The sequence below is a fragment of the Intestinibacillus sp. Marseille-P6563 genome, assembly GCF_900604335.1.
Taxonomy (GTDB): Bacteria; Bacillota; Clostridia; order Oscillospirales; family Butyricicoccaceae; genus Butyricicoccus_B.
This window is the reverse complement of the sequence record NZ_UWOD01000002.1, coordinates 802791-822817: the sequence shown is the minus strand read 5'-3', so window position 1 is coordinate 822817 and position 20027 is coordinate 802791. Positions and strand designations below refer to the sequence as shown.

21 protein-coding genes are annotated in these 20027 nt (G+C 53.3%); 11 read left to right on the top strand and 10 right to left on the bottom strand.

Annotated elements, in window-relative coordinates:
• The 9 genes from EFB11_RS12145 to EFB11_RS12105 all read left to right on the top strand — a co-directional run bounded on the left by EFB11_RS12145 (position 1) and on the right by EFB11_RS12105 (position 7794).
• A complete protein-coding gene (locus EFB11_RS12145) occupies positions 1 to 978 on the top strand; it encodes an ABC transporter permease (protein WP_164706758.1) in 978 nt (325 codons plus the stop codon).
• Between the two features lie 49 nt (positions 979 to 1027).
• Complete coding sequence (locus EFB11_RS12140) at positions 1028 to 2062, top strand: sugar ABC transporter substrate-binding protein (RefSeq protein WP_164706757.1); 1035 nt, start codon at positions 1028 to 1030, stop codon at positions 2060 to 2062.
• A gap of 21 nt (positions 2063 to 2083) precedes the next feature.
• Positions 2084 to 3127: a zinc-dependent alcohol dehydrogenase gene (locus EFB11_RS12135; protein ID WP_122790463.1), complete on the top strand. Its 1044-nt coding sequence runs from the start codon at positions 2084 to 2086 to the stop codon at positions 3125 to 3127.
• A 221-nt stretch (positions 3128 to 3348) separates the two neighbouring features.
• Positions 3349 to 3654, top strand: coding sequence for a hypothetical protein (locus EFB11_RS12130; RefSeq protein ID WP_122790462.1), 306 nt, complete (start codon positions 3349 to 3351; stop codon positions 3652 to 3654).
• Positions 3655 to 3670: 16 nt separating this feature from the next.
• Positions 3671 to 4153, top strand: coding sequence for an RNA polymerase sigma factor (locus EFB11_RS12125; protein WP_122790461.1), 483 nt, complete (start codon positions 3671 to 3673; stop codon positions 4151 to 4153).
• Entirely contained in the window at positions 4146 to 4904 is a 759-nt protein-coding gene (locus EFB11_RS12120) for an anti-sigma-I factor RsgI family protein (protein ID WP_122790460.1), read from the top strand. The genes EFB11_RS12125 and EFB11_RS12120 overlap by 8 nt, the downstream gene beginning before the upstream one ends.
• A 312-nt stretch (positions 4905 to 5216) precedes the next feature.
• Positions 5217 to 6914: a DUF342 domain-containing protein gene (locus tag EFB11_RS12115; protein ID WP_122790459.1), complete on the top strand. Its 1698-nt coding sequence runs from the start codon at positions 5217 to 5219 to the stop codon at positions 6912 to 6914.
• A gap of 77 nt (positions 6915 to 6991) precedes the next feature.
• Entirely contained in the window at positions 6992 to 7390 is a 399-nt protein-coding gene (locus EFB11_RS12110; RefSeq protein WP_164706756.1) for a chemotaxis protein CheX, read from the top strand.
• 35 nt (positions 7391 to 7425) lie between these two features.
• Positions 7426 to 7794 (top strand): response regulator, encoded by a 369-nt coding sequence (locus tag EFB11_RS12105; protein ID WP_122790457.1) that lies wholly within the window; start codon positions 7426 to 7428, stop codon positions 7792 to 7794.
• Between the two features lie 135 nt (positions 7795 to 7929).
• Here EFB11_RS12105 and EFB11_RS12100 read toward each other — a convergent pair whose 3' ends face one another.
• Positions 7930 to 9687, bottom strand: coding sequence for a CapA family protein (locus EFB11_RS12100; protein WP_122790456.1), 1758 nt, complete (start codon positions 9685 to 9687; stop codon positions 7930 to 7932).
• 257 nt (positions 9688 to 9944) lie between these two features.
• On the opposite strand from EFB11_RS12100, the gene bcp reads away from it, so the two are divergent.
• Both bcp and yaaA read left to right on the top strand, forming a co-directional pair.
• A complete protein-coding gene (gene bcp / locus EFB11_RS12095) occupies positions 9945 to 10403 on the top strand; it encodes a thioredoxin-dependent thiol peroxidase (RefSeq protein ID WP_122790455.1) in 459 nt (152 codons plus the stop codon).
• A 13-nt stretch (positions 10404 to 10416) separates the two neighbouring features.
• On the top strand, positions 10417 to 11193 hold the full coding sequence (gene yaaA / locus EFB11_RS12090; RefSeq protein WP_122790454.1) for a peroxide stress protein YaaA: 777 nt from the start codon (positions 10417 to 10419) through the stop codon (positions 11191 to 11193).
• 59 nt (positions 11194 to 11252) lie between these two features.
• Here the strand turns inward: yaaA and EFB11_RS12085 are convergent, their stop codons facing one another.
• The 9 genes from EFB11_RS12085 to EFB11_RS12045 all read right to left on the bottom strand — a co-directional run bounded on the left by EFB11_RS12085 (position 11253) and on the right by EFB11_RS12045 (position 20017).
• Positions 11253 to 12419 (bottom strand): GGDEF domain-containing protein, encoded by a 1167-nt coding sequence (locus EFB11_RS12085; RefSeq protein ID WP_122790453.1) that lies wholly within the window; start codon positions 12417 to 12419, stop codon positions 11253 to 11255.
• A gap of 27 nt (positions 12420 to 12446) precedes the next feature.
• A complete protein-coding gene (gene gspM, locus EFB11_RS12080) occupies positions 12447 to 12983 on the bottom strand; it encodes a type II secretion system protein GspM (RefSeq protein ID WP_122790452.1) in 537 nt (178 codons plus the stop codon).
• Positions 12980 to 13573 (bottom strand): hypothetical protein, encoded by a 594-nt coding sequence (locus tag EFB11_RS12075; protein ID WP_122790451.1) that lies wholly within the window; start codon positions 13571 to 13573, stop codon positions 12980 to 12982. The genes gspM and EFB11_RS12075 overlap by 4 nt, the downstream gene beginning before the upstream one ends.
• 3 nt (positions 13574 to 13576) lie before the next feature.
• Complete coding sequence (gene pilM / locus EFB11_RS12070) at positions 13577 to 14587, bottom strand: pilus assembly protein PilM (RefSeq protein ID WP_164706755.1); 1011 nt, start codon at positions 14585 to 14587, stop codon at positions 13577 to 13579.
• Positions 14588 to 14604: 17 nt separating this feature from the next.
• Positions 14605 to 15381: a prepilin peptidase gene (locus tag EFB11_RS12065; protein WP_164706754.1), complete on the bottom strand. Its 777-nt coding sequence runs from the start codon at positions 15379 to 15381 to the stop codon at positions 14605 to 14607.
• Positions 15382 to 15515: 134 nt separating this feature from the next.
• Entirely contained in the window at positions 15516 to 15911 is a 396-nt protein-coding gene (locus tag EFB11_RS12060) for a type II secretion system protein (RefSeq protein WP_122790448.1), read from the bottom strand.
• A 90-nt stretch (positions 15912 to 16001) separates the two neighbouring features.
• Positions 16002 to 17207 (bottom strand): type II secretion system F family protein, encoded by a 1206-nt coding sequence (locus EFB11_RS12055; RefSeq protein WP_122790447.1) that lies wholly within the window; start codon positions 17205 to 17207, stop codon positions 16002 to 16004.
• A 15-nt stretch (positions 17208 to 17222) separates the two neighbouring features.
• A complete protein-coding gene (locus EFB11_RS12050) occupies positions 17223 to 18314 on the bottom strand; it encodes a type IV pilus twitching motility protein PilT (RefSeq protein ID WP_122790446.1) in 1092 nt (363 codons plus the stop codon).
• Positions 18311 to 20017: a GspE/PulE family protein gene (locus EFB11_RS12045; protein WP_122790445.1), complete on the bottom strand. Its 1707-nt coding sequence runs from the start codon at positions 20015 to 20017 to the stop codon at positions 18311 to 18313. Before EFB11_RS12045 ends, EFB11_RS12050 begins: the two co-directional genes overlap by 4 nt.
• Positions 20018 to 20027: the final 10 nt, after the last annotated feature.

Genomic DNA, 20027 nt, shown 5'->3' with positions numbered 1-20027 from the left:
ATGCAGAAACAAACCAAATTTTCCAATTTGAATGGCCGAAGTCTCATGCAAATCGGCATGAAGTACGGCATCTACATTCTGTTTCTGTTTATCGTTTTGGTGCTGGCGATCACCAGCCCCAGCTTCCGCACCGTGGCCAACGCATCCAACGTCCTGCTCCAGGTGACGACCAATGCGGTTTTGGGCATTGGCATGACATTCGTCATCATGACCGGCGGCATTGACGTCTCCATCGGCGGCATTATGGTCTGCTGCGGCAGCGTTTATTCGATTATGGCCCAGTCGGGCGTATCCGAAGGCCCGGCGATTGCCGCCATGTTCCTGGTGGCGCTTCTGGTCGGCACCATTAACGGTGTGTCGGTTGCCTATCTGGGCATGCCTGCCTTCCTGGCAACGCTCGCCACGCAATGTATGTGCCGCGGCCTGTCGCTGGTGCTCACCGGCGGCGCATCCTTCCGCGATTTAGGCGAAAGCTTTACCTTTTTCGGAAAGACCAACTTTTTGACCATCTCCATCCAGATTTGGGTGGTTGCCATCCTGTTTGTGATCGGCTATCTCATTTTACATAAGACCATCTATGGCCGCAAGCTGACGGCCGTAGGCGGCAACCTGAACGCGGCGCGCGTGTCGGGTATTAACGATAAGCTCATCACATGCAGCGCATATATCATGCTGGGCGTTATCAGCGGCATTGCCGGGTATCTCAATATGGCGCGTCTGGGCAGCTACTATGCCGCCATGGGCGACGGTATTGAGTTCATGGTCATCGCAGCGGTCGTCATCGGCGGCACGAGCATGATCGGCGGCGCCGGCAGCATGATCGGTACCTTAGTCGGCACCCTGCTCATTGGTGTCATCAACAATGCACTCAATCTGTTCCGCGTGGACGCGGAATGGCAGGATGTGGCCAAAGGTTTCATTATTTTCCTTGCCGTTTTGTTCGATGCGATCAAGAACCGCATGAAACGAGCAGAATAGGATTACTCCCGCGCAAAAAACCAGAATGGAAAACGAAGGAGGACTCCCCATGAAAAAGCAGGTATCCCGTATTCTAAGCGCATGTCTGGCCGCCACGCTGGCGGGCGCCATGTTTTCCGGTTGCAGCACGACCGACACCACGGGCGGACAGTCGGCCGCTTCGGGCGGTTCGGATGACGGCGAGCGCACCATGGCGATCATGATGCACTCGGTCGCCGATGAATTCATCTATGCGGTGGGCGAGAAGGCGCAGGAATATGCCAAAGAGCAGGGCTATTCGGTCACCTTCTACAACGCAGACAACGTAGCTGACACGCAGGCCTCCCAGATCAATGACGTGCTGGCGACGGGCGTAGATGCCATCGTCTTGGCACCGGTCGACGCGGATGCGTTGGCGAACTCGGTGCTGGCCATCAACGAAGCCAATGTCCCGGTCACGCTGATCGACCGCACCATTGCCGAAGGCAATTTTGTTTCGGTCAACCAGGCGGATAATGTCCAGTGCGGTTATCAGGGTGCAGTGACCCTGGTCGAGCAGGCCAAGGAGCAGGGCATCGATGTCGCAGACCTGAAGGTTTTGGAACTGATGGGCGACCTGTCCAGTACGTCGGGTCTGGAACGTTCGCAGGGCTTCCGGCAGGCAGCTGAAGAATTGGGCTTTGAGATCGTTTCCTCGCTGCCGACCTATTGGCAGTCGGATACCGCCTATAATGCAACTCTGGACGCCTTCCAGGCTTCGCCGGACATCAATGCAATCTACTGTGCATCCGATGGCGTTATGGCAGACTCGGTCATCAATGCGCTCGATCAGATGCAGCTTCTGAAAAAGAAGGGCGAAGATGGCCATATCATCATCACGACCGTAGACGGGACACCGGGTGTCATCCAGTACATCAAGGACGGTTACATTGACGCAGCTTGCTCGCAGCCGGCCTTCCAGATGGCAACCGATGCTGTCGATTATCTGACCAAGGCACTCGATGGCGAAGAAAAGCAGGACGCCTGCATCAACAATGCACTGGCGCCGGTCATCATCACGACAGAGAACGCCGACAGTGCAGATCTGTGGGGCAATAACGTATAAATAGGGAAATGAGGTGCACATATGCCAACGATGCAAGCGGCCGTTTTCAAGGGCAATGGAGTCTTGGAACTGGAGCAGGTCGAGATTCCAAAGATCGAACATCCGGACCAGGTGCTGCTCCAGGTGCGTGCCGCCAGCATTTGCGGCAGTGATATCCATGCGCTGCATGTGCCGCCCGGACAGGTCATCACACCGGGCGTCATCATGGGGCATGAATTCTTTGGCACCATCGTTGAAATGGGCAGCGCAGTCCACGGCTTTTCGGTAGGGGACTGTGTGGTTGTCAATCCGTGCCTGCCGTGTGGGGAATGCTGGGAATGCAAACATGGCATGGGCAATCTGTGTCCAAACCCGCGGCACTATGGCCAGACCTGCGATGGTGGGTTTGCGCAGTATGCCTTGGTAGAAGCCAGCCAGCTTTATCGCTTGCCGGCGGATATCAATCCAGATACCGCGGCGCAGACCGAACCACTGGCCTGTATTTTGAGCGGGATGGGCATGATCCAGCCCGCCCCGTCCGAACATGTTCTGCTCTATGGAGCAGGGCCGATCGGCCTCACATTTATCCAGGTGCTGAAGATTTTTGGAGTGCGGCATCTGGCGGTCGTGGCAAAGGGACAAGCCCGCATCGAGCAGGCCAAAAAGTGCGGGGCCGATCTGGTGATCGACATGCAGCAGGAAAATTTGCAGGATGTGCTGCAAAATGCCTGGGGATGCCTGGCGGACGTGGTCATCGATGCGGTCGGAACCGGTGCTATTTTGACACAGGCAGTGCATCTGGTCAATAGCCATGGACGGCTGTTGCTGTTTGGTCTCAACCACAATGCCATGGCACAGGTTCCACCGGCGATTTTTACCCAAAAGGAATTAAAATTGATGGGTGTTTTGGGCAAGGCATTTTTACCGGCCATTGATATGCAGTCGGATGAACGGTTGCATCTGGATGCGTTGGTCACCCACCGGTTTGGTCTGGATGGCATCCATGAAGCCCTAACGCTTTTGCGGGAAAAGAAGGCCTCTCGGGTGATTTTGTATCCCAACGGCGGCCTCCCGCAATCCGATTGATTTTTTTCCTCTCTTCTTCTCAAGCAGGCGGCGGACAGCCCTTCGGTTGTCCGCCGCTTGGTCGTGCTGGTTGGAATGCCTGAGGAAATATGCTAGAATAAAAATAGAAAATTTTCGCTGCACGAAAAAAATTTTTTTATTTTGTGAATGGATTTGCCGTGTCCAATCGTATACAGAGTGAAGTCGAAAACGACTACCAAAACATACGGGAGGATATGAAGATGAAAAAAGTAATGACTGGGATTTTGGCGGCAGCGTTGGTTTTGACCGTGGGTACGACGAGTGCCTTTGCAGTAGGCCGCAGAGCAAACTATGTAGATGCAAATGGCGACGGCGTTTGCGACAACTACGGCACGGGCCGTGGCCAGGGCATGTACTACGTGGATGCCAACGGCGACGGTGTTTGCGACAACTACGGTACCGGTCGCGGTCAGGGCATGAACTACGTGGATGCCAACGGTGACGGTGTTTGTGACAACTACGGCACGGGTCGTGGCGCCGGCTTTCGGGGAGGACGCGGCCGTTAACGAATGAGGGGATTCCATGCGGAGCGAGCAAGAGGTAAATGCAGCCATCGAACGGTATTCCGATACCGTTCGGCGGCTGTGTATGATCCATTTGAAAAATCATGCCGATACCGAGGACATATTTCAAACTGTGTTTTTGAAATATGTCCTTAGTTCGGTTTGTTTTGAAAGTGAAGAGCATGAAAAGGCATGGTTCATCCGGGTGACACTCAATGCCTGCAAAGATTTACTCAAAAGCTTTTTTCGTAGCCATACCGTATCGATCGAGGAAGTCTTAGAGCAGCCTGCCGCCTTGCCGGAAGACAACCGGGAGGTTTTGCAGGCCGTACTTTCCTTGCCACAAAAGTATAAAGACGTGATTTATCTGCATTACTATGAGGGATATACGGCCCCGCAGATGAGCAAATTGCTTGGGAAGAATGTCAATACGATCTATACGCTTTTAACACGAGCCAGACAGATGCTCAAAGAAAAGCTGGGAGGTGAGGACGATGCGTGACCGGCTTCAACAGGCATTCGATCAAATCCATGCGGAAGAAGAACTCAAGGACAAAACCTGGGAATTTGTAAAGCAGAACATGCAGCACCCAGCACGTCCCCGGGCGGTGACGCACGCCCTTCGTGCGGTGGCCTGTCTGGTTGTCGTCCTGCTCGGCTTTGGCGGCTATCGGTTGTATTTTACCCCGACTTCGGTCATCAGCATTGACATCAATCCATCGGTCGAACTGGGCGTGAACCGGTTTGATAAAGTTGTTTCGGTGGAAGGGTATAACGACGATGGCGATGCCCTGGCACAATCACTCGATGTACGATTTTTAGACTATACCCAGGCGTTGGATGAGATTTTAGCGGCGCCGGTCATTGTCGACTGTCTGGCACAGGACGGCGCCATGTCCATTGCCGTGGTGGGTGAAGAAGAACAGAGCGGACGGCTGCTGACCAACATCCAGGCCTGCACCGCGGGACAAAACAACATTACGTGCTATGCCGCAACGGCACAGGAAGTGCAAGATGCGCACGCAGTTGGACTGTCCTATGGCAAGTACCGTGCCTATTTGGAACTGCAAGCGCTGGACCCGAGCGTAACACCCGATGACATCCGCGATTTGTCCATGCGGGAGATTCGGGATCGAATCGCAGCTTTGTCCGGGGAAGAAGAACAAACCACAACGCCGTCCGGCGGCAACCATGCCGGCGGCCAGGGACAAAGAAACGGTTATCGTGGCGGCCGTGGCAAAGGAAATCCATAAAATAGAGACCCGTCTGCGGTTGGTTTTTGCCGGACTGCGGGCGGGTCTTGTGTTTGGCAGGAAAAATCCAAGCGCTAAAAAAATTACAAAAGAAATCAACAAAAAGGATGGAAATTTTGAATAGATATAGTAAAATAAAAGAAAGAATACTTCGCTCTTTATGTGTGCCCCAAAGGCAATGGGATTGTATTTTTCAAGCATCCAAGACAGGGCTCTAAACTACGGAAGTCTCTGGACGATATACAGATTAGAGTGGTTCTGTAAAACCTAACGTGTTTTTCCAGATGTTTCAAAAAAGAGTGGGTGGCTTGAATGGCATTTACAAATAAATTTTTTTCTTTGTTTCGGGGACAGGATAAAGAGCAGCCAACAGCAGAAGAAGTAGAGCCGGTGCAAGAGCCGGAAAAGGCACCAGAAGTACGGATACCGTCCCCTTTTGATGTGGTGTTTCCGAGCGATCACGCCTTGTGCAAACTGCGAACGCTTTGGTCTGGCGATGCAATGGACGAGGAGCTGTGTGTGAATCTTTTGCCCGAAGAACGAAAGGCATTTCCGATCTCGGTAGAAAAGATCACATTCGAAACCGCGTTGTTCAAAATGGCGCTGACCCGTATCTGTGAACAGCGGTTGCGGCAAGGCCAGGCCAATGCGGCAAGCATTCTGCCGTCCAATTTGGATGCGCTGCCGTTTGTGTATCTGTCTTGTGACCATATGGTTGCATGGTTGATGTTGTTGCCGCCCATCGGACAGGGACGGGAGATCACAACCGAGCAGATTCGGATGGCACTGGAACATTATAGCGTATCCTGCGGTATCAACGAAACCTTGCTCGGTCAGCTGGCGACCCATCCGAAGCGGTATTTTCGGCTGTTTCCCATTGCCTATGGGACCGCGCCGGTACCCGGACGGGATGGTTATATCATCGACCATTTCCCTCGGGTGCAGGAACAACCGCCTGCTCCGGTGAGTGAATTGAGTCAGGCCGACTATATAACACTCAACCTGGTACAGGATGTGGACAAAGGCGATGTCATTTGTGATATTGTGCCGCCAACGCGTGGCATGGCCGGCAAGACGGTGATGGGGAAACCGATTCCGGCCCAGGATGGCAGCGAGGCAACGGTGCCCAAAGGGCGTCATACCAAAATATCGGACGATGGGCAGCATCTGATTGCCACCCATCCAGGCCATGTGGAATTTTCCGGTCGGAATTTCCAGGTCAAACCGGTGTTGGAGATTCAGGAGAATGTAGATGCTTCCACCGGCAGCATCAATTTCCTGGGGGACGTGCATATCCATGGCGATGTGTGCAAAGGGTTTACCGTGCGTGCCATCGGCAATATCCAGATCGATGGCGTAATCGAAGCCTGTACCGTGGAAGCCGGGGAAAATCTCGTGGTGTCCAGCGGCGTGCAGGGACAGGATTGCGCGGTGATTCGTGCCCACAAGAATATTTATGCCAAGTATTTGGAGCATTGCAGCGCCTATGCGCGGGAGAGCGTGCAGGCAGACTGCATCATTGGCTGTAATGTGTTCAGCGATGGGGATGTGCGGGCACGTACCGGCCGGGGGATCATCATTGGTGGGACCATCCGGGCCGCGCGGGAAGTGACTGCCACCACAGTGGGCTCCAAGGCGGAAGCGCTGACTTCGATCATCTTGGGCGGTCTGCCCTGCGAAGGGGAAGAACGCATGCAGATTCAGGAAGATTTGCAGCAGACCGAACAGGAAATCGCCCGGCTGGAGGTACAGCCGGAGGACGCAGCGACGCAGGCGCAGTTATCCAAACTGCGGCTGAATGTATGCGTTGCAAAAATGAAATTGGAAAAAATGGATAAAGAATTCGAAGCCCAGATGCCGGAACAGGCCGACATGGATAAGCTGCGCATGTTTTGCGACGACGCCTATCCGGGCACAGTAGTAACGATTGGTCATGAGGGTTTTCGGATAGACAAAGTAGAACACAACTGCATCATTGGTCTGGTACACGGTTCTCCGAACCGAATCTAATGGAGAAAGGAGATTGCGTTTTGAACTCGCTTACCCCGGAAGAGATCCAAGATGTCTTAGATCAGGTTGTACAAGATATGACCGATCGAATTGCGGGCATTCGGCTTTGCAAACAGGATAAGATTCTTTCGGATGATATTTGTACGGTGCATACAACATTCGAAGGAAATTATCATGCCAGCCTAATATTATGTGTCGAAACGCCCTTGCTAACCCGTTTGACACAACATGTTATGCAGGAAGAAACGGTCAATTCCCAAGACCTTGAGGATTTTGCAAAGGAATACTTTAATGTCATCTGCGGCCAAATCGTTGCCGGATTATTCCGGGCTGCACATATCACATCCCGCTTCCGCATCCCCAGATTCTGCATGGGGCGGTATGTTCCGCAAGACACTTGTGGAACGCGGTATGTGCTCAATTATATCAGCGATTGCAATGAAGGCGCTCAGTTGATACATCAGTTCTGTCAATAAAATTTAGTTTTCGAAAGTAAAAGGAGAGATGTCATATGTCAAAAAGGATTATGGTGGTGGATGACTCCCGTATCGTTCAGTTACAACTGCAAAAGATTTTGTCCGATACCGATTACCAGGTCGTTGCCTGCTGCCAAAATGGCGAAGACGCCCTCGAAATGTATGATAAAATCACACCAGATTTGGTAACCATGGATATTCTGATGCCTGGTATGGATGGGTTGGAAACCGCCCGCCTGCTGCTGCAGGCGCATCCTGATGCTCGTGTGCTTATGGTGTCCTCTCTGGCTTATGATGATACGATCAACGAAGCGAACGACATTGGCGCAAAAGGCTTTGTCTATAAACCCTTTGACCGAGACCAGATCCTCCAATCGATGCAGAAGGCTTTTGCTGACGCTTGAATGTGAGCAATAGTAAGAGTGCGAAGCGTAGATGAATGGGTATCCCATTTTTGCAACAAGCGGCGTGGCCTGCCAGCCACGCCGCTTGTTTTTTTATATGGTTTTAGTCCAGATGCTTGGAGTTTGAAAATCTCGTTATTTGGTGGGGCGATAATCGTTTCGCCAGGAGACCGACGACACCTTGTAAGGAATGGCCTGATAGGAAGAATCGGTAATCGTGCGGGTATCCAGATCAAAGGTGTAATTCTGGCGGAAAATCAGACAATTTTTATCCGAAGGGTTGCGATTGCCGCCAAACACCAGATTACCAAGCGAATAGACGATTGGTTTGCCCTGGTAGACTTCGACTTCCTGCACTACATGCGGGTGGTGGCCGATGACCAGATCGGCGCCCTGCTCGATGCAGTAGTGGGCGATGGCACGCTGGGTGGCGTTGCTGCGGTAGGATTTTTCGGTGCCCCAGTGATAATTGAACACAATCAAATCGGCGCCGCGCGCCCGCAGATTTTGGATGGCCGTGGTGATGAACTGCTTTTGCAGCGCGTCAAACGACCAGCCAACATTGGACACAAAGCCGATGCGTACGCCCTTAACCGTGACGATTGGCTGGAGCCCATAGGCGGAAACATCTACATAAGGGGACAGATACTGCAACGTATCGTCATATCCGCGCTGCAGATAGTCCATGGAGTGATTGTTTGCCAGCGTGACCACATCGATGCTGCCTGCCTCCAGAATCTTGGCGTATACCGGATTGCCTTTGAAAACAAACGTCTTATCTGCGCCAACGTTGGAGGTGGTCAGGGTGCCTTCAAAATTGACCATCGTGAGGTCATCGTTTGCAAACTCGGGGATGCCAGAGAAAAAATAGTCCGGGCCTTTCTGGTCATACATTTGGTCAAAGGAGTTGCTATATGCAGAGCCACGGTTGCGGCCAAAGGTACAATCCCCGCCAAAAGTCAGGGCCAGCTGTACACTGTTGTAACCCGGGGTATCCCGCCAGCCAGGATATACTTCATGGACCGTAAGCGAAGATTGCATCCGCAGGATCGAAAGGATGGACTGCTCCACGGTATACGATTCAAGCGGATGGAACCCATCATTCCAGCCGCCCATGATGGACAGCCCGTTTGCATCGGTACGGCCCGAGATGTATTTGACCGAGGTCACTGCCCAGCACGGGATTTCATAGCTGTCGGAAAATTGTTGCGGCATCTGGTTGGCTTCGGAAAATCCCAGGGTCCCCATGCACCGTTCCATCATCGCAGCAGCTTCCGCACGGGTGACCGGATCGTTGGGACGGAAAAGACCATCCGATCCGCTGACGATTCCAAGCTGCGCCGCGATTTCGATATATACACTTTTGGTATCCGCAAAACTGCCGGAGGCAACAAAGGGCAAACCATTGTCAAGCGGATCGCCCCAGTCAGTCTCTTCCGGTACAGGGGTTTCATCGGGCGGTGTATCTGTGTCGGGAATGTCTTCCGTGGGCAGCGCATCGGAGCTATCTTCGGCGGGTGGCTGTTCCGTGGTTTCTTCTGCGGGTGGCGTATCGGTGGCAGAGTCTTGTTCTTCGGATTCTACCGGCTGCGCCGGTGTCAGCGGTACCGCCTGCAACGGGATGCCAAACTGCGCGGCAAGATCGGTGATCGAAACCTGCCATTGCTGGGCGATCAAATCAACTGTCAGCCGTGCCAATTCCCCGCGGGTGATGGGGCGCGTGTAATCGTTTCCTAAATCGAAATCTGCCGAGACGGCACCGCTTTCATAAGCGGCCTGTATCTGAGTTTCGGCCCAGGCACTCATGTGAACATCGGAGCCATCCCAGGCAGCGTTTGCTGGGACACAAAATAATGTAGCGAAAAGAATTGCGCTCCAAAATCGTTTTTTCATGTGGTTTCCCCCTCTTTTTCCCTCATCGGCAGACCGTGCTTTCCCAGTCGATTTGGATAGGATTGCGCTTCCCCCTGCGCGATCCTGTGGCGCGGTCCTGCACTTTCTTTTATTGTATCATTGGATGCCAGGATTGTACAAGTGCAAGCGTAAAAACGACAAAATCCTAGGAGAAAAGCCGGGAAGTGTGCTTGCGGGAATAGCCGGGGTATCGTATAATATGAGGCAGAAAACGACCCGATGAAGGAGGATGCAATATGTTGGAAGTTGGAACCAAAGCCCCGGATTTTGCGCTCTTGAACCAGGATGGAGAAACCGTTCGCCTGTCCGATTTTCTGGGAAAGCGCGTGGTATTATATTTTTATCCGCGGGACAACACGCCGGGCTGCACCCGGCAAGCCCATGCCTTTGCGGAAAGCTATGAACAGTTCCAGGCATTGGATGTGGTGGTCATCGGCATCAGCAAAGATTCGGTGGCTTCGCACGTGAAATTTGCACAGAAACATGCGTTGCCCTTTGTGCTTCTATCCGACCCGGAATTGCAGGCCATCCAGGCCTATGGGGTTTGGCAGGAGAAAAAACTGTATGGGAAAGTCAGCATGGGAGTCGTGCGGTCGACCTACATCATCGATCCGGAAGGCAAGATTGAGCGCGTCATGCCTAAGGTAAAACCGGACACCAACGCAGCCGAGATTCTCCAATACCTGACGGAGTGAGGGAAAGAAATTCATGCGAATCATCATTTCTCCGGCAAAAAAGATGAGGGAAGATCCAGACAGTCTGGCGTGGCTGGATTTGCCTGCCTTCCTGCCACAGGCCGAGGAACTTTGTAACGCATTGCGGAGCATGTCCGCTGCGGATTTGAAAAAGCTCTGGAAGTGCAGCGACCAAATTGCCAATCAAAACATCGAACGGCTGCAAAGGATGGACTTGCAGCGTCGTCTGACGCCGGCACTTTTGGCATATGAAGGCATCCAGTATCAATATATGGCGCCAGGTGTGTTTTCTAACCAGGAATGGGACTATATTCAGGAGCATTTACGGATTTTATCCGGATTTTATGGCCTGCTGCGTCCCTTGGATGGGGTCACTCCTTACCGGCTGGAAATGCAGGCAAAACTCCGCATGGGAGAAGCGAAAGACCTGTATGCCTACTGGGGCGATCGTCTGGCGCAGGCGTTGCTCCAAGAGGACGATTGCATCTTGAATTTGGCTTCCAAAGAATATAGCGTAAGCATTTCCAAACATCTTCCCTCTACCGTACGGTTTGTCACCTGTGTCTTTGGCGAGGAAAAAGATGGCCGCGTCGTGGAAAAAGGAACGATGTGTAAGATGGCCCGTGGAGAAATGGTACGCTTTCTGGCCGAACAGCAGGCAGATGATCCCGAGCAGGCCAAAGCCTTTGACCGGCTCCATTACCGATGGGACCCGAGCCGGTCGGACCAAAATACGTTGGTGTTTTTGCGAAATCCTGCCCAAGACAAGGGAAGGACAGACGCCTGGTAAATGAATGGACAAAAGGGACAGCAAGGAAAAATCCTTGCTGTCCCTTTGCCGTTGAGTGCTTACCGGACAAAATTTTGGTCTTCATTTTGTGAGCGCATGGAGTCATCCATGACCAAATGATGGAAGCAGCATTGCCCTTTGCCGTTTCGCTTGGCTTGATATAACATACGGTCGGTTTCCATATATACCGTATCATAGGAGACACATGAGGTACAAGCACAGGCCCCCACACTGCAACACACATGAATCGGGTGATCGGCCCAGCAAATGCGGGACAGTTCTTGAATTATCTGCGTACCCAAAGCTAATGATGTTTCTTGCGTAAGGGCTCGGTTGAAAATCACAGCAAATTCATCCCCGCCAATGCGGCCAATTCCAACCGCTTGGGAAAAGACCAGACGCAATCGTTCTGCCGTTTCGACCAGCACCCAGTCTCCACAGGGGTGGCCATATTGATCGTTTACCGATTTAAAATCGTCCAAATCAACAATGAACAAGGTAAAGCCTTTGTTCGGTGCACATTGTAAATATTGCTCCGCATAGAACTCCAGAGTGATCTTATTTAAAAGACCGGTCAAACGATCGGTTTTGGCCAGTTCCTGCAGTTTGACATTGATCTGGCTGATTTGGTTTTGCTGCTGCAAGTTCACAGAGGCATGATGCGCCCGCGTCAGCGATACGGCAAGCGACACAGCAAAGGTAATGGTCAAATTCAGTTCCTGCCCGGAAGAAAGGAACGATGCCACCAACAGCTGATACACAACATATCCAAAACCAAAGCAAATCAGGCTGAACAAGCTGGACATCTGAATAAAGGCAGCGATTCCCAACAGTGCCGTGGTAAAAACAGTCGTCCCTGCGTTGGCATTGCGGTGGAGATCATAGGCGTTTAAACACATATTCCAAAGGAAAATGAGCATAATCACCGTATATTGTGCGCCCCATTGTTTTGAAACCTTCATCTTGCGTAACGGTTTTCGAAGGAGCAGCCATATCACTACAATCGCAAGCAAGGTGCAGTACATCCCGAAATAAATCCGGTTGTTGAGGGTACCAAGCTTGGATTTGGACCACAGAAGCACGCGTGCAATGTTGTATAGTTCGCTTGCTGCAACCACCAGACAGATGACCAGCAAGGAAACGTCGTTCTTTCGGACCGAGTCGTTCAAAAAATCCGAACGGATTGAAGCGGGGATTCGTAGAAAAGCAAGTAATTTGGATTTCATGGCATATCCTCCTGCAACGTGGATTTCTTAACCCAGCTCTTCGGTTTCGACTTTTCGATACTCAAAAAAGGTAAGTGTAACCGTTCCTTTGACGGTTCCGTCGTCTTGTTCGCTCAGTTGTACATCGGTCAGCAAGCTGCGCAGCGGATTGTCGTGCAGCCGCTGCACCAGGGTACGTGCCTGCTCATAATTGGCATAGGTAAAGGGGATGGTGACCTGCCGGTTTAAAACAGAATCATCCGTTTGATTTTCCTGAAAAGACAGGGAATATTCCGGACAGTCCGACAAAACCGTATGCAGTTCGATCATAACCGCCGGCAGGTTATCATACTCCGGCATGGCAGGAAGGGCTTCGGGTGAATCGAGCAGTTGTTTCATTTGCTGCAGATCGGTGAGCTGGGTTTGCAGCTGCTGATACTGTTCTTGACTTTGGGCGATTTGGGCTTGCAGGGACGTGATGCGCTGGGACAAAGGCAGATAGAAGAAAAGCACATACCCACTGACAACAGCAATCACGGCCAGGAAAACCAACAGCACGCGTTCCCGGATGGATAGTTTTCTCATGATTGATTTTCCTCCTCCTGGGCAACTTCAAAATAAACATGAATTTCTACTAAGCCATACGGGTCTTCGGTGGAAGCCGCCGTATCGACACTGGCGTTGGCCACCAGGGGAGATTGCTCCAATTGGGTGACCAGATGGGCCGATTGTTCTAGCGTCACACCGGTGAAGGTCAGCAAAACTTTGTTTTCGGAAATGGAAACCTGTAAAATCCGAGCGGGCGTCTGGATGGTCTGGTCGATCAGGTTTAAAATCTCCAGACAATCCACTTGCGCCTGTTCTTCTGGGGTTGGGTGGATGCGGATATACTGCTTTTGGATTTCCGCATAATCCTGAAGCTGTTCCAGTGCGGATGCGGTTTGTTCCTCCAGCGCAAGGGCCTGGGCTTTTAACTGGTTTGCTGTGCTCCAAGGGTCATAAACCAGCACTTTGGACAGACCAAGAAGAATGGCCAGCACGAACAGGAGATAGAGCGCAACCGTGGCAGGAGCCGAGGTGCGGTCCATCTTGAAATATAGGTTCATCGACCGTTTGGTCGGATAGACCGGTTTTTTGCCCTTCACAAGGTCGCGAATGTCGGTATTGAGCTTCATGGTTTATCCTTCCTTTCCGGTGTCAGTCAGCAATCCCGCAGCGCAAACACAGGCATTCCATGCAGCTTCCCCGGTTGTGTTGGCAAGCAGTTCCTGCACCGAAAGGGCAGGAAGACTGGTGGCCTCCTCCAAAATCCGGCATAACGGTTTGATTTCAGCACCGCCCCCAATCAGATAAATCCCGTTCAGTTGATTCTGCCGATAGGTGAAATGATAAAAATTGACCAGCTTCAAAACTTCCACGGCAATGTGTTCATAAATTTCAATGCAGCGATCGGCTTCCAGAATATTTTGATGGTTGCCGCGCTTGTACGAATCGGCCAAAAAACGATCGACGTTTAAAAGGTCAGCGATGACCTGGTCCAGTTCCCGGCAGCCGGTCGGGATGCGCCGCGTGGCCTGGATGCGGTCGTGATGTACAATAAAAATGCGGGTGGACAGATAGCCCAAGTCGATAAAACAGAATTCTTTCGGAGCATCGGGATGTAGCTGACAATAGGTTTTCACCAGATTGATGAGCGCCATTTCCTGCGGCAAGATCAGGCGGAGGGGAAACCCGCCCGCGGCAAACATCCGGCCATATTCAATCACCTGCTGCTTTTCCACAACGGCCGCCATCATGGTCATTTCCGCATATTCGGGTTCTTCTTCCTGTGGAGGTTCTTCGCACAGGGCATAGTCACAATGATATTGATGTGGCTCGCCGTGGATGAAATCACTGAATTCATGGGGCAAATTGAGCATCAGCTGGTCGATCGACATGCGGGGCATGGTGACCAAACGGCAGATGACCTGACTGGAAGGCAGAAGCAGTCCGGCTGTGCCGCTGGGCAGGCGAAGGTCTTTTTTGACCTTTTTCAAAAAAGAGGAAAAGGCATGCGGCATCGTGACGGTATCCTCTTCGATCAGGTTTTCCGGCAGAGGGCATTCGTGAAACTCCAGACTGCCTCGTCGGTTGGCCGCAATTTTCAGGCTGTTATTGCCGAGATCAAATCCGATTTTGATAGGTTTCAATATATATACACTCCCTTTTATCCCAGTAATGCCAGATACCACTGGACCCATGGTGTTCCGAACAGCGTGACGAGCAGCCACGCCGCCGACAGGAACGGGCCCAGAGCAATCGCTGCATGCGGGCGTTTTTTGCCTGGTCCCAAAGCCCAGACCAGAGCCAGCACGCAGCCAACAAACAGCAGCAATATCATTTCCAGCCAGTTCAGGTATAGGCCCAGCACAAACAGCAGTTTGATGTCTCCGCCGCCCAGGGTATCTTTTTGCAGCAGATGGTCCATCACCAGTGACAGCACCAGCAGCGGCAGCGAAACACTGAACGCGCCCAGCGCCATGTGCGCCAGCGTCGCGCCCAGCGGCTGCCGCAGCAAAAAGACAAACAACAGCCGGTTGAGCGCTGCCGCCAGCAGCAGCTGATCCGGCAGGGTATGGGTGCGCCAGTCGATCAGGCTGAGCAGCAGAAGAAGGCTGCCAAAAATGAGCTGCATCACCAGTTCCAATTGCAAGCCAAAGTGCAGCCCCAGTGCGGCAAATAAGACCGCTCCGGCCAGTTCGAAAACCAGACACCGGGCTGAGATGCGCTCTTTACAGTAGCGGCAGCGGCCGCGACACCGCAGATAACTCACCACGGGCACGAGGTCGCGCGCAGTAAGCACATGCCCGCAGTGGTCGCAGCGCGACCGTCCGGTCGGCAGGCCGCCGCGGTCGGCAGCACAGTTCAGGAAGCTGCCCAGGGCGGCGCCGAGGACGGCCAGCCATACGGCAAGATACAGTTGTAGAATCGGGTCTGTGTCCATGTGCGGCATACTCCTTTTGAGGCGTTGCAAACGGCCTTGGGACGGCGCCGGAAGTTCCGGTACTGTCCCAAAGTCGTTTAGGGGTTTTCCACCGAAGAGGCCATCCCCCTCTTCGGTGGAAAACGGCAGGGAATTTATGCTTTAACCCATTTTGTCTTATCCTTATCAACGATGCCGTCCTTAGTTATAACAACCTGAACATACCCTTTCTTATTGGCCTCACTCTGGCCATAGTCATAGCCCGGGTCACCAGCAGTTTGGGTACCTTCTACAGCGGTACCGTCACTATTATACGAATAAGTTGTTTCTGTGGTTTTTTCGCTTGTCATAAACTGAATCATGGCTGCAGCTTTCGCAGCACGGAAGTTTGCATCATCGGTAGCCTTCTTGGCCTTGTCAAGACTGGAGCTTACCATGGGGATCGAAACGACCACCAAAATCGCGATGATTGCGACCACAATCAGCATTTCGATCAGCGTAAAGCCGCCGGTCTTTTTCATTTTTTTGGATAGCTTTTGTTTCAGATTCATAACATTTCCTCCTTTTATTGCATGTACCTGATGGTATTTTTTGTTCTATGGCATTCAGGAAGCAGGGGTGGCCGCTCCTGAAACACGCAGCTAGATGGCGCCATACATACTGAACATGGGCATATAGATGGATAACAAAATCATCACCACAAAGATCGCCATCACGCAGATAATGATGGGTTCAAGCAGCGACAGCGCACGGGCGGTCAGCGTATCCACTTCGTTGTCATAATATTCCGCCTGGATCTGCAAGGTGGATTCCAGCGAACCAGTCGCTTCGCCCATGGCGGTCATCTGCACCAGCATGGGCGGCAAATCGTGACAGGTGCGCATACACTCGCCCAACGGCTGACCGCTTTCCACGCCCGGAATGACGCTGCGAATCTGTTCGGATAAATGGGCATTGCTGACCGAACGCGAAGCGGTGTCCAGAGCTTTTAAGATGGGCATTCCGGCGGACAGCATCGCGGACATGGTATGTGCAAATTGGCTGGCCGAGGTCATCACGGCAATTTTTCCGAGGATGGGCAGCGCCAGACGCCCCTTGGACATGCGGATGCGTCCACCCGCCGTGCGGCTGTACAGCCGCAGCAAAAACAGCAATGCGGCTGCAATGCCCAGCATCACCCAGATATACCGGCTAAAAAAGTTGGACAACGCAATCACCATGCGGGTGGGGAGCGGCAACTCCATATTCATAGACAGGAACGTCGCGGCAAAGGTCGGCACCGCATAGGTCATAATCACGATGATGACCACCACCGCCACTGCGGTAAGAAATGCGGGGTAAACCAGCGCGCTGGTTGCTTTGGCACGGGTCTTGGTCATGCGGTCATAATAGGTGCTCATACGCTCAAAGGAACGGACCAAGTCACCCGATTCCTCACCAGCCCGGATGGTCTCAATGAAGGCGGCGGGCAACCGCCCTTCGCCGCGCTGCGAAAAGCTGTAAGACAGGCTCCAGCCGTTGGCAATGTCTTCGGATACCTGTGTCAGGATTTTCTTGAGCATTTTATCCGACAGCTGAGAGGACACCAAATCGACCGTCTGCACCAAAGGCAGGCCTGCCTTGAGAATGATGGAGAATTGCTTGCACATCAGGGCAAAGACCTTGAGATTCAGCTTTTGGAATCTTTCCAGAGGGTCGACCCGGGGCGGCGCAATTTCCTCCAAGCGGAGGACGACATCATAGCGCTGACGGATTTGGGCAACCGCTTGCGACCGGTCGGCCGCTTCTACGACCCCTTCGGCCGGCTGTCCGCCGTTGCCTGTCGCCTCATAACGATAGGTTGGCATCGTGTATTTCCTCCTTTATCGGCCAAACCCGCGGGAACGGTTCAGGCCAAGCGAAGAACCGGCAGGAGCCGATGGGGAAAGGGAAGGGGCTCCGCGCAGGGCTTCGTTCAGGGTCTCCTGCGAAATGGCTCCGCTGCGATAGAGGGCTTGCAGGGCACGGTCCATCAGGATATTACCAATTGCGCCGCTGGTCTGGATGGCGTTTTGAATCTGCGGGGTTTTGCCTTCCCGAATCAGATTGCGGATGGCGTCGTCAGTTTTCATGACCTCACAGGCCAGCACCCGTCCTTCCTGCTTGGCGCGCGGGAGCAGTTGCTGCGACAGGACCGCCTTGAGCGTCATGGACAGCTGCAAGCGGATTTGCTGCTGCCGTTCGGCTGGGAAGACATCCACAATACGGTCGATGGAATCGGCCGCGGAATTGGTGTGCACGGTGCCGAACACCAAGTGTCCGGTTTCGGAAGCGGTCAGCGCGGTCTGGATGGTGTCCAGGTCACGCATTTCGCCCACCAGAATGACATCCGGGTCCTCACGCAGCGCGGCGCGCAGCCCGGCAGAAAAGCTCAAGGTATCCCGCCCGATTTCGCGCTGGTTGATGAGGCATTGATCGGGGGTGTAAATGTATTCCACCGGGTCCTCCAAGGTGAGGATGTGCAGCCGCTTGGTGTGATTGATGCGGTTGAGCAGCGCGGCCAGCGTGGTGGATTTGCCCGAACCGGTTTCCCCGGTGACGAGCACCAGACCTTGACTGTAACCGGCAAATTCCTGCACGACTGCGGGCAGTCCCAGGTCTTCCAGTTCGGGGATATGGTCGTTGAGTAGACGGATGGCCGCAGAATAAACGCCCTGCTGCCGGAACAGATTGAGGCGGCAGCGCACGCCGCAAAGCGTGAGCGCCAAATCGAGTTCTCCCACGATTTCCAGATCAGAAAATTGCTCTCCGGCCAGTCCGCGGGCAAAGGTGTCGCATTGCTCCTCGGTCAGAGGTACATCATCCAGATCACGGATTTCTCCGTCTACGCGATATTTGGGCGGCAGGCCGCAAACCAGATGCAGGTCGGACGCTCGGTCCGCCTTGGCTTTTTCAATACAATCGGTGATGTTCATTCCACGTTCCTCCCTAAAATGCGGAGCACTTCATCCAAAGTCGTTACCCCGTCACATACCAGCTGCGCACAGTTTTCCAAAATGGGATGGAAGGTGGACTGCTGGACAGCTTCATGCAATTCTTTTCGGTTCTGCCGGTGAATGGCCCGGCGAATCGCCGGGGTCATGGTCAAAATTTCAAACACCGCCGTTCGGCCGCGATATCCGGTCTGGAAGCAGTCTGAACAGCCCTCGCCCCGATAGAATCGATGGTTGGAACCAGCGGGCAGCCCAAGCAGGGCCACTTCCTCTTCGGTCGGCGTATAGGCCTTGCGGCAGTTGGGACAGATGCACCGCACCAGACGTTGGGAAATGATGCCCCGCACCGCGCCGGCGATCAGGTACGGCTCGACGCCGATGTCCATCAGACGGTCGATGGACGAAAGTGCATCGTTGGTGTGAATGGTGGTAAGAACCAGATGGCCGGTCAAAGCCGAACGCATCGCGATTTCGGCTGTTTCGCCGTCGCGGATTTCGCCCACCGCAATAATATCCGGGTCCTGGCGCAGCACCGCCCGCAGGGCATTGGCAAAGGTCAGGTCGGTCCGGTCGTTGATCTGCACCTGGCAGGCCCCATCGATGTGGTATTCCACCGGGTCTTCGAGGGAAATGAGATTGACCTCTTCGCTCTTTTTATGATCAATCATGGTATACAGCGTCGAAGTTTTGCCCGAACCGGTGGGACCGACCACCAGCAGGACGCCTTCTGTGCTACTGTCGAGCAGCTCCAGAAATTTTCGCTTATTGTCACCGTGCAGACCGATGCCATCGACGGTGACCAGTTTGGCATCCTTGCGCAGCAGACGGATAACGATTTTTTCACCATGGATGGTGGGCAGCGTGGAAACACGCAAATCCAGATTTTCCTGCTGCACGGTCACATTGATGCGGCCATCCTGAGGCAGGTTTTTCTGCGCAATATCCATCTGCGCCATGATTTTGATGCGGGAGATGACCGAGCGTTGCAGCTCACGCGGCACGGTGATGATGTTGCGCAGTGCACCGTCGATGCGCATGCGGATGGATAACTTGGACCCCAGAGGTTCCAGATGGATGTCGCTGGCGTTTTCGGTATAGGCGCGCTGGATGATCGAGTTGACCAGACGGATGGTCGGGGCAGCGGTTTCGTCCCCTTCGTCGGCCGCCAACTGAAGTTCATCGCCGATGTGCACCGCGGCGCCATATTGACTCGTGTCCAAATCCCGGCGCATATCCTCAATGGCTTTCATGGTACCTTGATTGCTGTACAGGTTTTGCAGCGCACGCTCGAGCCCGGCCTCGGTGGAGATGAGCGGGATGACCTGCCGGCGGGTAGCGGCGCTGACCTCTTCAATGGCGGCAAAGTTCAGCGGGTCGGACATCCCCAGATAAAGCTCGGTTCGCGTCGCGCGCACCGGCACGACATGATGCTTTTTGGCGATGCTTTTGGGCAGCAGCTGCGCCATATCCGATGAAATCGAGCAGGCATTCAAATCAATGAATTCCAGGCCGAGCTGGGTCATCAGGGCTTCGATGACCTGGTTTTCGGTGATGATATGGTTATCGCGCAGGACATCGCCCAAGCGTTTGCCGTTTTTCTTTTGAATGGCCAGGGCTTCGGTGAGCTGCTGCTGTGTAATGGTTCCATTGCCCACCAGCAGATCGCCCAGTCTGGTATATTTCATATGGATCCTC